This window comes from Actinosynnema sp. NPDC023587 (genome assembly GCF_040640215.1).
Taxonomy (GTDB): Bacteria; Actinomycetota; Actinomycetes; order Mycobacteriales; family Pseudonocardiaceae; genus Actinosynnema.
In genome coordinates, this window is record NZ_JBFABG010000003.1 from 527,745 (window position 1) to 541,514 (window position 13,770).

The 13,770-nt window shown below is 71.9% G+C and carries 13 protein-coding genes; 10 read left to right on the plus strand and 3 right to left on the minus strand.

The features are described 5' to 3' along the window. Positions 1-64: 64 nt before the first annotated feature. Positions 65-691: a hypothetical protein gene (locus AB0G01_RS11275; protein WP_360942751.1), complete on the minus strand. Its 627-nt coding sequence runs from the start codon at positions 689-691 to the stop codon at positions 65-67. A gap of 212 nt (positions 692-903) precedes the next feature. Here AB0G01_RS11275 and AB0G01_RS11280 point away from each other — a divergent pair, with 212 nt between their 5' ends. The 9 genes from AB0G01_RS11280 (at position 904) to AB0G01_RS11320 (ending at position 11,443) form a co-directional block, all read left to right on the plus strand. Beyond that, the gene (locus tag AB0G01_RS11280; RefSeq protein ID WP_360942754.1) at positions 904-1,920 is read left to right on the plus strand and encodes a DUF2786 domain-containing protein; all 1,017 of its coding nucleotides are present in this window, start codon (positions 904-906) and stop codon (positions 1,918-1,920) included. Between the two features lie 55 nt (positions 1,921-1,975). Further along, on the plus strand, positions 1,976-2,707 hold the full coding sequence (locus AB0G01_RS11285; RefSeq protein WP_360942757.1) for a hypothetical protein: 732 nt from the start codon (positions 1,976-1,978) through the stop codon (positions 2,705-2,707). Between the two features lie 65 nt (positions 2,708-2,772). Further along, positions 2,773-3,180 carry a very short patch repair endonuclease gene (locus tag AB0G01_RS11290; protein WP_360943302.1) on the plus strand — a complete coding sequence of 136 codons (408 nt, stop codon included), beginning with the start codon at positions 2,773-2,775 and terminating at the stop codon, positions 3,178-3,180. A gap of 116 nt (positions 3,181-3,296) precedes the next feature. Then, a complete protein-coding gene (locus AB0G01_RS11295; RefSeq protein WP_360943305.1) occupies positions 3,297-4,385 on the plus strand; it encodes a DNA cytosine methyltransferase in 1,089 nt (362 codons plus the stop codon). Positions 4,386-4,456: 71 nt separating this feature from the next. After that, positions 4,457-4,987: a hypothetical protein gene (locus tag AB0G01_RS11300; RefSeq protein ID WP_360942760.1), complete on the plus strand. Its 531-nt coding sequence runs from the start codon at positions 4,457-4,459 to the stop codon at positions 4,985-4,987. Positions 4,988-5,027: 40 nt separating this feature from the next. Further along, positions 5,028-5,300, plus strand: a complete 273-nt coding sequence (locus tag AB0G01_RS11305; protein WP_360942763.1) for a GlsB/YeaQ/YmgE family stress response membrane protein — start codon at positions 5,028-5,030, stop codon at positions 5,298-5,300. A gap of 244 nt (positions 5,301-5,544) precedes the next feature. Continuing rightward, positions 5,545-8,808, plus strand: a complete 3,264-nt coding sequence (locus AB0G01_RS11310) for an SNF2-related protein (RefSeq protein WP_360942766.1) — start codon at positions 5,545-5,547, stop codon at positions 8,806-8,808. Between the two features lie 18 nt (positions 8,809-8,826). Then, positions 8,827-9,654: an SWIM zinc finger family protein gene (locus tag AB0G01_RS11315; RefSeq protein WP_360942769.1), complete on the plus strand. Its 828-nt coding sequence runs from the start codon at positions 8,827-8,829 to the stop codon at positions 9,652-9,654. Between the two features lie 82 nt (positions 9,655-9,736). After that, on the plus strand, positions 9,737-11,443 hold the full coding sequence (locus tag AB0G01_RS11320; protein WP_360942772.1) for an acyl-CoA dehydrogenase: 1,707 nt from the start codon (positions 9,737-9,739) through the stop codon (positions 11,441-11,443). Positions 11,444-11,556: 113 nt separating this feature from the next. Here AB0G01_RS11320 and AB0G01_RS11325 read toward each other — a convergent pair whose 3' ends face one another. Continuing rightward, entirely contained in the window at positions 11,557-11,763 is a 207-nt protein-coding gene (locus tag AB0G01_RS11325; RefSeq protein WP_015098655.1) for a cold-shock protein, read from the minus strand. 542 nt (positions 11,764-12,305) lie between these two features. Here AB0G01_RS11325 and AB0G01_RS11330 point away from each other — a divergent pair. Beyond that, entirely contained in the window at positions 12,306-13,025 is a 720-nt protein-coding gene (locus AB0G01_RS11330; protein WP_360942775.1) for a hypothetical protein, read from the plus strand. An 18-nt stretch (positions 13,026-13,043) separates the two neighbouring features. On the opposite strand, the gene AB0G01_RS11335 is transcribed toward AB0G01_RS11330, so the two are convergent. After that, complete coding sequence (locus AB0G01_RS11335; protein ID WP_360942778.1) at positions 13,044-13,703, minus strand: DUF899 family protein; 660 nt, start codon at positions 13,701-13,703, stop codon at positions 13,044-13,046. Positions 13,704-13,770 lie beyond the last annotated feature (67 nt).

Consider the following 13,770-nt stretch of genomic DNA (forward strand, 5'->3'; position numbering starts at 1 on the left):
TACGCACCACCGGCGGGCGACCGTCACCAGTCGCCCGCCGAGCGTTCTCCCCGATCAGCCGGGATCAGCCGAACGCGAGCGCGATCCGCCGGTCGGCCAGCAGCCGGGTCCGCCGCACGTCCGTGCCCGTCGACGCGTCCGGGTTGCGGTCCAACCGGTCGTAGGACTTGGCCAGCAGCCAGTGCGCCGCTTCCGTGCCGATCTCGTTCAGCGTTCCGCCCGCGCCGAGCTCCTCGCGCGCCGCGTGCACGTCCCGCGTGACGAAGGCCCTGCGCACCACACCGCCGGCCAGCTCGTCGATCAGGAACACCATTGCGTGCTCGTCGTCGCCGAACCGGTACGTGCACACCAGTGCCAGGTACCCGGCGTCGATCGACCGGTCGCAGATCCACGCCCCGCCCACCGTGAGCACGGCGTCCTCCACGGGCACCACGCTCGCCGCCCACTCTCGCGGCCGACCGGTCAACATCGACGCCAGCACCCGCAGCAGTCGGTCGTTGCGCTTGCCGGGGAACGACACCGCGTGCGCGATCACGCCGGCCCAGAACTCCTCGTCGGTGGACACGTCGGCCACTGCGGCGCTCACCGCGAGCTCGGCCTCCAACGGGTCGGCCAACCGTGGCAGCACCCGGCACGCGTCCACGAACGCGCGTTGCGCCGGACTCAGCGCCGTCCCCAGTGGACGACGCACCGCCACGATAGGACGCCGCTTCGGGCGTGTGTTCCGGCTCACCGCGCGAGGCTGGCACGTCACCCGCCCCACCGGCCGCAGCGACACCGCGCCACGGGGGAGAATCACCCATCGTGGACTCCCTGGGCGAGGCGATCCGACGTGCCGCCGTGAACCGCCGTGCGCCGATACCCCGTACCACCGGTCTGACGCCGACCGAAGTGGACGGAGCCGTGCACGAAGTGTTGGACCGCGCGTTGGACAACCTGTGGGATTACGGGTGGCTGCCGACCGACGTGTACGAGACGGTCCGGCGCACCGAGGACGAGCGCGCGCTGTCGTTCGTGGTGGACGCCATCGCGCACAACACGTCCCGTTACCCCTCGCTGCACCCCCGGTGGACGGAGCAGTTGGCGGAGATCGACGCGACGATCTGGTGGGACCCGTCGGAGCCGCACCTCGCGCAGTGGGCCCTGAAGCACATCGAGCTGCCTGACGACGCGGTGGCGGTCGTCGTCGCGCTACTGGCCTCCTTGGCCACGTTGCCCGCGCTGCCGGTGATCGTGCCCCGGCCGGGCAGCCCGTTGGCCGAGGTGACCCACCACCACGTGGCCCCGAAGATCCTCAAGCGGGTCCGGTCGCTGCTGGCCAAGGCCGAGTCCACGCCGTTCCCGGACGAGGCCGAGGCGCTGTCCGCGAAGGCGCAGGAGCTGGTGACCAGGCACGCCCTGGAGCGGATGCCGTCCGAGGTGCCCACCACGATCTCCCGCCGGGTGTGGCTGGACAAGCGCTACTTCGACGGCAAGGCGCAGGTCGTGCACGTGGTCGCGGACGCCAACCGCTGCCGTGCCGTGGTCTACGACCTGGGTTTCGTGGCCCTCGTCGGCGAGGAACTCGACCTGGAGATCGTGGAGCTGCTGTCGGCGTCGCTGCTGGTCCAGGCCACCCGCGCGATGGTCGCGGCCGGGGACAAGGCGCGCAAGGGCGACGAGTCGCGCAGCCCGGCGTTCCGGAAGTCCTTCCTGCTGGCCTACGCGCACCGCGTCGGCGAACGGCTCAAGGCCGCCAACACCCCGCCCGACGACGACCGGCTGCTCCCGGTGCTGGCGGCCCGGAAGCGGGCGGTCGACGAACTGTTCTCCACCCTGTTCACCAACACCACGAGCAGGTCCAGCGCGATCCGCAGCGCGGCGGGCTGGGACGCGGGCCGCGCGGCGGCCGACCGGGCGGACCTCGACGTCGACCGCTGACCGTCCGACCTGCGCCGACCACGAACTGTCGGTGCCCGTCCGTACCCTCTCCGTCATGACCACGACCGCACTGGACGTCCGCCGGATCTTCAACGTCACCCAGGAAACCCGCTTCCACTTCAACGGGTGGTACAGCGCGCGCAAGCACGTGGTCGAGCAGGTCATGGCGCACACCGCCGACACCGTCCACCGGCTCACCCCGGAGGAGGTCGTGGACGCCTGCCTCGGCACCCCCGGTGCCGGTCCACCGCCGGACGTCGCCGACATCCGGGAGTGGCGGCCCGAGTTCGCCTTCACCCACGTGGCCCACCACGTGGTCGAGACGCTGGGTCGATTACCCGGCTGGGACGAGTTCCGCGAGTTCTGCGAGACCGACGAGCGGACCCGGTCGATGCTGTGGACCCCGGCCCAGGAGGCGGTCGCGGACGCCCGCGCCGACCGGCTCCGAGCCCGCGAGGCCATGCGGCACAAGGTTCTCGCGGACTTCACGGCGTTCCTGCGGGACACCTACGTGGTCGCCGCGCTGCGCCGGCACGGGCTCGACGTGCGGGTGCACCCGTTGGCCGACACGGTGTTCCGGGTCGACGCCTGGGTGGAGCGCCTCGTCCTCAACCCGCGCGGCGGGCCGCAGCGCTCAGCGGACCTGCTGGTGCACGCGATGCCGCCGTTCTTCTTCCACGACCTGGGCCTCACCGGGTCCGAGCAGGTCGGCGCGGTGCCGTTGCCGACGCGCGCCCAGCTCGACCGGGCCGTGCGGAGCCTGCGCGCGATCCTGTACCCGAGGTGAGCCATCATGGCCAGGTGGCGAAGCCGGAGACGAAGCTGGACACCACGGACGACGTCCGCGCCCGGATGAGCAGGCAGCGGTCGCGGGACACGGAGATCGAACTCGCCCTGCGCCGCGAACTGCACCGGCTCGGCCTGCGCTACCGCGTGCACCAGCGCCCGGTGCGCGCGGTCCGCCGCGAGGCCGACGTGGTGTTCGGCCCCGCGAAGGTGGCGGTGTTCGTCGACGGCTGCTTTTGGCACGGCTGCCCGACGCACGGCACGTGGCCGAAGAACAACGGCGACTTCTGGCGCACCAAGATCGAGACCAACCGGACCCGGGACGCGAACACCGACCAGCGCCTGGCCGAGGCGGGCTGGCTGGCGGTCCGGATCTGGGAGCACGAGGACCCGGCCGAGGCCGCCGACCGCGTCCGCGACACCGTCCTGGCCCGCCGCCCCACCCCCGCCAAACCGCACCCCGCCCAAACCTGACCCACCACATCAGCCTCCCACCCTCCCCTTCTCGGCTCTCCCCATCCCGCCGATCGCCGGCGCGCCGGCCGCCCCGACACCCCGCGCCGTGGGCTAGCCTGACCGACGTGCTGTCCATGATCGACCTGTTCGCCGGCTGTGGCGGCATGACCGCCGGGTTCGCGTCGGCGGGCGGGTACCGCCCGGTCATGGCGGTCGAGTGGGACCTGCACGCGGCGGCGACGTACGCCGCGAACTTCGGCGAGGACCACATGCTGTGGTCCGACATCGCCGCGATCCCGGACCACCGGATACCCGAGGTCGACCTGATCGTCGGCGGCCCGCCGTGCCAGGGCTTCTCGAACCTCGGCTCGCGCGACGTCGACGACCCGCGCAACTCGCTGTGGCGCGAGTACCTGAGGTTCGTGCGCACCGCGCGGCCGAAGGTGTTCGTGATCGAGAACGTCGACCGGTTCCTGTCCTCCACCGAATTCGCCCTGCTCCAGGCCGAGACCGAGGGCTACGAGCTGAGCTCCGGCATCCTGCTGGCGGCCGATTTCGGTGTGCCGCAACGCCGGCGGCGCGCGATCGTGATCGGCTCCCGGATCGGCCCCGTCCCGCTGCCGGCCCCGACCCACCCGCGCGGCAGGTGGCACACCGTCCGCGACGTGCTGACCGGCCTGCCCGAGCTGCCCGTGACCACCGCGCTGCCGGCCTCGACGGTGACGTTCTTCGGCAAGACGATGCCCGGCCGCCACAAGAGCCCCGACCTGCACATCGGCCGCAACCCGACCCCGCTGTCGGTGCGCCGCTACCGGCACGTCCCGCCCGGCGGCGGCCGGTTCGACCTGCCGGACGAGCTGCTGCCCCGGTGCTGGCGGGAGAAGAAGACCGGCACCACGGACGTGATGGGCCGGATGCGCTGGGACGAGCCGTCGCTGACCATCCGCACCGAGTTCTACAAGCCCGAGAAGGGCCAGTACCTGCACCCGCAGTGGGAACCCGGCGAGGACGGCCACCGCGTCGACCGCCCGATCACCCACCTCGAAGCCGCGCGCCTCCAGAGCTTCCCGGACGACTTCGAGTGGTGCGGCACGAAGATCGAGGTGGCCCGGCAGATCGGCAACGCCGTCCCGCCGACCCTGGCCAAGGCCATCGCCGACCACCTCAAGCCCTACCTCACGGGCAGCGCGCCGGCCACCCCGAAGTGCCCCCTCTGCCGCTGACGAACAGCCCCGAACCACCTCCTGACCAGCACCGACCGGAATTGTCGTACCCCTGGTCTACCGTCATCACCATGACGACGACCACGTACGAAACCGAAACCCGGATCGGCCCCACCACCTACCGCCTGCGGGCGTTCGCCGACCCCGACCTGTTCGTGGAGATGTCCGGCACGGACACCTCCGGCCTCCTGGTGGCCGAGGGCAACCTCCGCCTGCCCGCCGGCGCGGGCAGCTCCGTGGGCAAGCTCCTCGGCCAGGTCCTCGACGCCCTGGGCAAACTCGGCGCACCACCGACGAGAGGGGGCGGGCACCGCCCGGCCAACGCCAACCAACCCTGGACCCACGACCTGGACGGAGAACTCCGCGACACCTGGCTGTCCGCCACCCCCGGCACGCCCGCGACCGACCTGATCCGCGCCCTGGCCAAGCGGCAGGAACGGTCCACCACCTCCATCCGCTCCCGCCTGGCCAGGGTGGGCTGCGACCCGGACGTCGCGGGCCGAACCCTGAGCCCGACGGCCGCGCACCTCCTGGGAGTCCAGGGTCCGGATCAGGGCGAGGTCAGGGGCACACCCGATTCGACGGAGGTGGTCGCCGGGTGATGCTCGTGGCGCAGACGTAGTTCGGCGGAGGGGACCTCACGTGGAAATCACCGGCATCATCTCGGCCCTGTTCATCGGCGTGGCCATCGGCGGTCTGGGACGGCTGGTCGTGCCGGGGCGGCAGAAGATCTCACTGCTGATGACCATCCTGGTCGGCGTCGCCGCTGCCCTGGTCGGCACGTTCGCGGCCGGCGTGCTCGGCGTGGCGAACACGGACGGCATCGACTGGATCGAGCTGGCCCTCCAGGTGGGCCTGGCAGGGGTGGGCGTGACAGTCCTCGCCGGCCGCGCGAAGGTCCGCCAAGACCACTGACCCCTGCGACGACTCCAGTCCACCGGCCGGCACGCACGCCACCAGTCAGGCTCACGCCAGTCCCGACACGCTCACCACACGAACGCGCCCGCTCGGTCCAAGCCGGCAGATCAGCACGCGCACTGATGCCGGGAGGGGCGGGCGGGACCAAGCGAGACCAGGCGGGGCTGGGCGGGGGGGGCAGCGGGGCGGGGCGCAGGGGCGGAAGCGACGGGTGTCGGGGCACCGACCTAGAGTCTTGCGGGTGTTGGTGCTGCACGGCCTCTGCGCGGCCGACGGTCGTCCGGCGCTGTGGGCGGAAGATTCGCGGCTGCCCGCACGCGTCGACGGCCGCCTGCCGAAAGCGACCGTGGGGCACCCCTTCGCCGCCGGCAGTGCCGCGCTGGTGGAACTGCTCGCCGCCGGCAGTGCCACGCTGGTGGAGCTGCTCGGCACCGACAGTGCCGCGCCGGCGGATCTGATCGAGGGTGTCTCCGGCACTGTCGCGGTGCGACTTCCGTCGTACGCCTCGGGTCCGGTCGACTCCCCCGAGCTGATCCGCGATCCGCTGGCCAAGCCGCCCTCCCGCCGAGGTGTGGTGCGGTTGCGGAGCTGGCTGGTGCCGGTGGTGTGGCTGGACGGCGAGTGTCCGACCACCCTGCCGGACTGCCGACCGGGGGCGTCCGCGAAGTTTTTGGCCGAGGTCGTGGCGTTCGCCGGGGACCTGGTCGCGCGGGGTCGTGTCCTGCCGGTGGTCGCCGACCCGGCACGGCCGACCGCATCCCTCCCGGCCGCACCCCGGCCGACCGCATCCCGCCTGGGGCGGCACGCGGCCGGGCGCTGGCGGGCGTCGCTGTCCGGAGTAGACGCGCTGCGGCACGCCACCCTGCGCGCCGGCATGCCCCCGGCGTTCCGCGCCGCCGAGGGGGTCGACGACGCCCTCCGCTCGGCCGTGGATTCCCTTGTGGACAGCGAAGTGCGCCGCCGCCTCACCCCGACCATCCGCCCATCGACCGGTCGCCCGCCAACGGGCCGCCCATCAACGGACGTCTCCCCCGCAGACCGGTCCTCACCCGACCGGTCCACACCCGACCCGTCCTCACCCGATCGGTCTGCGGCGGACCGGTCCTCACCTGACCGGTCCTCGGCGGGCCGGTGGTTGGCGGCGTTGGCGGGCGACGCGGAGTTCGAGGCCGATCCGACCGATGTCGACCTGTTGCGGGCCAAGGTGGCCGGGTGGGCGGACGACGAGATCCGGGGGGATCGGGTTCGCACCTGTTTCCGCCTGTCCTCTCCCGACCAAGGCGCTCCCGGTGACGACGGCTGGCGGCTGGAGTTCCTGCTCCAGGCCGTCGACGAGCCGAGCGTGCTGGTGCCCGCCTCCCGCGTGTGGCGGCGCGAGGACGCGGTGCTGCGGCGGTGGGTGGACCGGCCGCAGGAAGTCCTGCTCGGCGACCTCGGGCGGGCCGCCCGGCTCTACCCGGCGCTGGACCAGGCCCTCACCGAACGCCGGCCGGTCGGGCTGGGCCTCGACGTCGACGGGGCGCACGACTTCCTGACGCACGCGTCCGCGCTCGCCCAGGCCGGGTTCGGGGTGCTGCTCCCCTCGTGGTGGCGGCAGCCGCGCCGGCTCGGCTTCACGCTGACCGCCGCCGGCCGGGGCGTCGCGGGCGCGGTCGCGAAGGAGAGCGAGCTCGGCCTCAAGGTGCTGGTGGACTACCGCTGGGACCTGGCGCTGGGCGACGAGCGGCTGACCGAGGCCGAGCTGACCTCGTTGGCCAGGGCCAAGGCACCGCTGGTGCGGCTGCGCGGCCAGTGGGTGCACGTCGACCGCGAGCGGCTGGCCGAGGGGTTGGCGTTCCTGGCTCGCGGCGGCGGGCGGATGTCGGCCGCGCAGGTGTTGCTGCACTCGGGTTTCGGGCCGGAGGACGGGGAGCTCCCGCTGCCGCTCAACGCGGTGCGCGGCGAGGGGTGGCTGGGCGACCTGCTCTCCGGCGAGGTGGAACACCGGTTGGAGCCCGTCGAGCCGCCGGCCGGGCTCACCGCGACGCTGCGGCCGTACCAGTTGCGCGGGCTGGCGTGGCTGGTGTTCCTGGACCGGCTCGGCCTGGGCGCGTGCCTGGCCGACGACATGGGGTTGGGCAAGACCGTCCAGCTCCTCGCCCTCGAAGCGCACAACCGGCAGCACGGGACCCGGCCGCCGACGTTGGTGATCTGCCCGATGTCCGTGGTCGGCAACTGGCAGCGGGAAGCCGCGCGGTTCACGCCGGGGCTCCGCGTCCGGGTGCACCACGGCGGCGAGCGGTCCGTGGCGGGGCTCGGCGTCGGGCACGACCTGGTGGTCACCACCTACGCCGTGGCCACCCGCGACGCCGGGGCGCTGGCCGGGATCGAGTGGGACCGGGTGGTGCTGGACGAGGCGCAGAACATCAAGAACAGCGCCACGCGCCAGTCCCGCGCGGTGCGGGCGCTGCCCGCGCGGCACCGGGTGGCGTTGACCGGGACGCCGGTGGAGAACCGGTTGGCCGAGCTCTGGTCGATCATGGACTTCGCCAACCCCGGCGTGCTCGGGACGGTGAACGCGTTCCGCGCGCGGTTCGCGGTGCCCGTCGAACGCCACCGCGACGAGGACGCGGCCGTCCGGCTGCGGCGGATCACCCGGCCGTTCGTGCTGCGCCGGTTGAAGACCGATCCGCAGATCATCACCGACCTGCCGGACAAGATCGAGGTCAAGCAGCTCTGCACGCTCACCGCCGAACAGGCGACGCTCTACCAGGCGGTGCTCGACGACATGGTCGCGCGGATCGCCGAGTCCGAGGGCATCAAGCGCAAGGGCCTGGTGCTGGCGACGATGTCGCGGCTCAAGCAGGTGTGCAACCACCCGGCGCAGTTGCTCGGCGACGGTTCGCGGGTGGCGGGCCGGTCGGGCAAGATCACCCGGCTGGAGGAGGTCCTCGACGAGGCGCTGGCCGACGGGGACAAGGCGCTGTGCTTCACCCAGTTCACCGAGTTCGGCGCGCTGGTCGTGCCGCACCTGGCCGCGCGCTTCGACACCGAGGTCCTGTTCCTGCACGGCGGCACGCCGAAGGGGGCGCGCGACGAGATGGTGCGCCGCTTCCAGTCGGAGGGCGGGCCGTCGATCTTCGTGCTGTCGCTGAAGGCGGGCGGCACCGGGCTGAACCTGACCGCCGCGAACCACGTCATCCACCTGGACCGCTGGTGGAACCCGGCGGTCGAGGACCAGGCGACCGACCGGGCCTTCCGGATCGGGCAGCGCAACCACGTCCAGGTGCGCAAGTTCGTGTGCGTCGGCACGGTCGAGGAGCGCATCGACCGGATGATCGAGGAGAAGCGCGGGCTCGCCCAGCTCGTGGTCGGCGCGGGCGAGGACTGGCTGACCGGGATGTCGACCGGCGAGTTGCGGGACCTGTTCGCCCTGTCCGAGAACGCGATCGGCGACCCCGGAACCGACACCGACACCGAGACCGACACCGGCACCGGCACCGGTGGCGAGGTCGTCGGTGAGTGATCAGCGCGGAGGTGCCCGGTGAGCGACTGGCACGGCGAACGCCCACCGGCCGGGCGGCGACCGGCGCGGCCGATCCGGGTCGAGGGCGGGTTGACGCTGCGCAGCAAGCGCGGCGACGTGGCCCGCACGTGGTGGTCGAGGCGGTTCGTGGAGGTGTTGGAGTCGTTCGGCATGGGCGGACGGCTGGAGCGCGGGCGGGCCTACGCCCGGACCGGGCAGGTGATGAGCCTGTCGCTGTCCACGAGCGTGGTCGTGGCGCTGGTGGTCGGGTCGCGGCCGGAGCCGTACCGGGCGCGGATCGGGGTGCGGAAGTTCTCCGACGCGGACTGGCTGAGGATCGAGCACGTGCTGGCCGACCGGGCGGTGTTCGCGGCGAAGCTGCTGGCGGGCGAGATGCCGCCGGAGATCGAGGACGTGTTCGCCGGGCTGGGGTTGACGCTGTTCCCGCAGTCGCTGCGGGAACTGTCGATGGACTGCACGTGCCCGGACTGGGAGGTGCCGTGCAAGCACCTCGCCGCCACCTGCTACCTGCTGGCCGAGTCCTTCGACACCGACCCGTTCGAGATCCTGGCGTGGCGCGGCCGGTCCCGCGAGGACCTCCTCGAACGCCTGCGGGAACTGCGCGACCCGATCCCGCCCGACGACCGGCCGGACGACACCCCGCCCCGGCTGGAGGACGAGCTCGACGTGTTCTGGGTGCGCCCGAAGGCCCCCGCCCTGCCCGAGCCGGACGAGCTCCCGGCCCGCCGACCGGACGCGATCCTGGACGAGCTCCCGCCGCTGACCGTGCTCGGCCGCTCGATCACCGACGACCTCCGCCCCCTCTACCGCCGGTTCGCCGGGTAACGCCCGCCCGGCTGCTCCCGAACACCCCGGCCGAACAAGTTACCGACTGGTAGCGTGCGTCCGGGACGAAGGGAGAACGCCGGTGCTGTTCGATCCCCACCACTTCGAGGCCGCGCACCTGGACCCGGAGAGCAGGCGACTGCTCAAGGCCACCGTCGACTGGTTCGAGGGCCGGGGCAAGCGCCGCCTCCTCGCGGACGACCAGGCCAGGGTCTGGTACTCCGAGTTCCTCGACTTCGCCGCCCGCGAGAAGCTGTTCGCCACCTTCTGCACGCCGCGCGCGGAGGCCGGCGGCGCGCCGGACAAGCGCTGGGACGCCGCCCGCAACGCCGCGCTCAGCGAGGTCCTCGGCTTCTACGGCCTCCAGTACTGGTACGCGTGGCAGGTCACCGTCCTGGGCCTGGGCCCCATCTGGATGAGCGACAACGCCGTCGCCCGCAGGCGGGCCGCCGAACTGCTCGACGACGGCGCGGTGTTCGCGTTCGGCCTGTCCGAGAAGGAGCACGGCGCGGACGTCTACTCGACCGACATGGTGCTGACGCCCACCGGCACCGGCTTCACCGCGAACGGCGGCAAGTACTACATCGGCAACGGCAACGTCGCCGGCATGGTCTCCGTCTTCGGGCGGCGCGCGGACGTCGAGGGCCCGGACGGCTACGTGTTCTTCGCCGTCGACAGCCGGCACCCGAAGTTCACGCTGGTCAAGAACATCGTGGACGCGCAGATGTTCGTCAGCGAGTTCCGACTGGAGGACTACCCGCTGACCGCCGACGACGTCCTGCACACCGGCCGGGACGCGTTCAGCGCCGCCCTGAACACGGTGAACGTCGGCAAGTTCAACCTGTGCACGGCCTCCATCGGCATCGCCGAACACGCCACCTACGAGGCGATCACGCACGCCCACGGCCGCATCCTGTACGGCAGGCGGGTGACCGACTTCCCGCACGTGCGGCAGAACTTCGTGGACGCGTACGCCCGCCTGGTCGCGATGAAGCTGTTCGCCGACCGGGCCGTGGACTACTTCCGCACCGCGTCCCCGGACGACCGCCGCTACCTGCTGTTCAACCCCATCACCAAGATGAAGGTCACCAGCGAGGGTGAGCGGGTGGTCGACCTGCTGTGGGACGTGATCGCGGCCAAGGGGTTCGAGAAGGACACCTACTTCGCGATGGCCGGGCGGGACATCGGCGCGCTGCCCAAGCTGGAGGGCACGGTGCACGTCAACCTGGCCCTGGTGCTCAAGTTCATGCCCGCCTACCTGTTCTCCCCCGTCGAGCACCCCGACGTGCCGACCCGCCACGACCCGGCCGACGACGACTTCTTCTGGCGGCAGGGCCCGGCGCGCGGCCTCGGCGAGATCACCTTCGACGACTGGGAGCGGCCCTACCGCGAGCACGCGCACATCCCCAACGCGGCCCGCTTCCACGAGCAGGCGCAGGCGGTGCGGACCCTGCTCGCCACGGCCGCGCCGGACGAGGAGCAGCAGCGGGACCTGGACTTCCTGCTCACCGTCGGCCACCTGTTCACGCTGGTGGTCTACGGCCAGTTGATCCTGGAGCAGGCCGCGCTGACCGGGCTCGACCAGGACGTGCTGGACCAGGTCTTCGACGTGCTGGTCCGGGATTTCGCAGCCGGTGCGGTGGCGTTGCACGGCAAGGCGTCGTCCACCGGGGCCCAGCAGGCGTGGGCGCTGGGCCAGGTCCGCAAGCCGGTGCCGGACCGCGAGCGGTTCGACCGCGTCTGGGCTCAGGTCGCCGCGCTGTCCGGCAGGTACGAGATGAACCCCTAGCCACCCGTGGGCGGTACCGGTCCCGTCCCGCTGAACAGAAAACGAGCCGCCACGCCCGTCCCCGGGAGTGGCGGCTCGGATCTCCGAGTGAACTAGCGAACCCGGATATCAGGTCAGAGCGGTCGGACCGCCTGTGCCTGCGGGCCCTTCTGGCCCTGCCCGATTTCGAACTCCACCCGCTGGTTCTCTTCCAGGGTGCGGTAGCCGTTGCTCTGGATCTCCGAGTAGTGCACGAACACGTCGGCGCCACCGTTGTCCGGGGAGATGAAGCCGAAGCCCTTCTCCGCGTTGAACCACTTGACGGTGCCCTGAACTGCCATCTTGCTACTTCTCCTCTAACAGGTGCCGGATCGCGCTTGCGACCACCGGGTCAGCTAGGGCGACGGTCCTTCCTGGAGGAAAGTTCGACGCCCGCAACTTCGTTCCGCGAGCGTGGTGGAACACGAACACAGAAACGTACGACCGAAGACAGTGAACCATGACCTACCGCCGATCGTCGAGCGCTGGAACGAGGTGAGTCGCACCACTACCTTGCGCAACATGACGGGTACTAAGCGTCACATGGGCCGCGACCAGCCGATCTCCCCAGGCCACGGCCGGACTGCCACCGCGCCCCCGGCCCCGGACTCCCCCGCAGGTCCGGACGTTGCGCGGCCTCCCGGGCCGCGCCGAACGACCGAGCCGCGCCGGCGCGCCCCACGACACCCGAAAATCACCCGGACGGCTGTCGCGAGCACCGGACGGATGACCGATCCCCCGCCAAACGCCGTCTACGGGAACCCGCTGCGAGCGGACCGCAACCGGGGTGCTACGTACACCCGTTTGCCGGCGCGGGACGGGTGCGCCGCGTGATGATGGGGAGGTGTCCACGCTCCATCTACCCCAGTCCCGGCTGCTGTTCTTCTTCCTCGGCCTGGTCGTGACGTTCGTCCTGATCAGGATCAGCGTCCGGCTGATCCGCGCGCGGGTGCGCTGGTGGCCGGGCAACATCACGCCGGGCGGCACGCACATCCACCACGTGGTGTTCGGCACGGTGTTCATGCTGCTCGGCGGGGTGCTGGGACTGGCCGCACCCGACCCCGAACACGGGCTGCGGGTCTCCGCAGCGGCGTTGATGGGCGTGGGCGCGGCCCTGGTGCTCGACGAGTTCGCGCTCATCCTGCACCTGCGGGACGTCTACTGGTCCAAGGACGGCCGGCTGTCCGTCGACGCGGTGTTCCTGGCGATCGGCCTGACCGGCCTGCTCCTGCTCGGCGCGCGCCCCCTGGGCTACGACGAGCTGTACGACGAGGGCGTCGGCCTGCGCCTGGTGGTCATCCTGGTCAACCTGGCCTTCGCGATAGTGGCCCTGCTCAAGGGCAAGGTGTGGACGGGGCTGCTCGGCCTGCTGGTCCCGGTCCTGCCGGAGATCGGCGCGCTCCGCCTGGCCCGGCCCGGCTCGCCGTGGGCGCGCTGGCGGTACACCGAGGGCTCCCGCAAGCTGCGCCGCGCCTACCGCCGGGAGGCCCGCATCAGGCAGCCGCTGATCCGGGTCAAGATCCGGTTCCAGGAGTTCATCTCCGGCAGGCACGACGAGGACTGAGCCGCCCGCCCCCGGCCCTCAGTCCTGCGGGTACTCGTCCCGGGGGTGGAGCCACTGCATCGTGGGCGTCTGCGGCCAACCCACGGGCGAGTCCTCCCACTCCTCCTGCCGCCCGTACGGCGTCAGGTCCAGCAGGTTGAAGTCGAGCCGCAACCGGTCCACGCCCCGGCCGGAGGTGTAGTAGGTGCAGAACACCTCGTCGCCGTCGCGCAGGAACACGCTCATCCGGAACCCGCCGGCCAGCCGGATCTCCTCGTAGAACGACGGGTCGGCCGAGTACCACGGCACGGTCCACCCGAACCGCTCCCGCGCCGCGTCGATCTCCGCGCGGGGCGCGCGGGACATCAGCACCAGTCGGGTGTCGCGGTGGTTGAGGTGCGTCTGGTCGGCGATGTTGTCGGTGAAGGACGCGCAGCCCCCGCACATTTGTTCCTGCCCCGGCTCCAGCATGTGGTGGTAGACGACGAGCTGGCGGCGGCCGTCGAACACCTCCGGCAGGCCCACCGACGAGCCGTCCGGCGCGACGAACCGGTGGTCGGCCGACAGCCGGACCATCGGCAGCCGACGACGCGCGGCGGCCAGCGCGTCCAGCGCGCGGGTCTGCGCCTTCTCCTCGACCAGCAGGTCGTCGAGGGCGGCCTGCCACTCCTCGACCGGGACCACGTTCGGGCGATTCACGTCCGGGCGATTCACGTTCGGGCACCTCCGCTTGAGCTCCTCGGCGGAACCACACCCACGTGAGTTC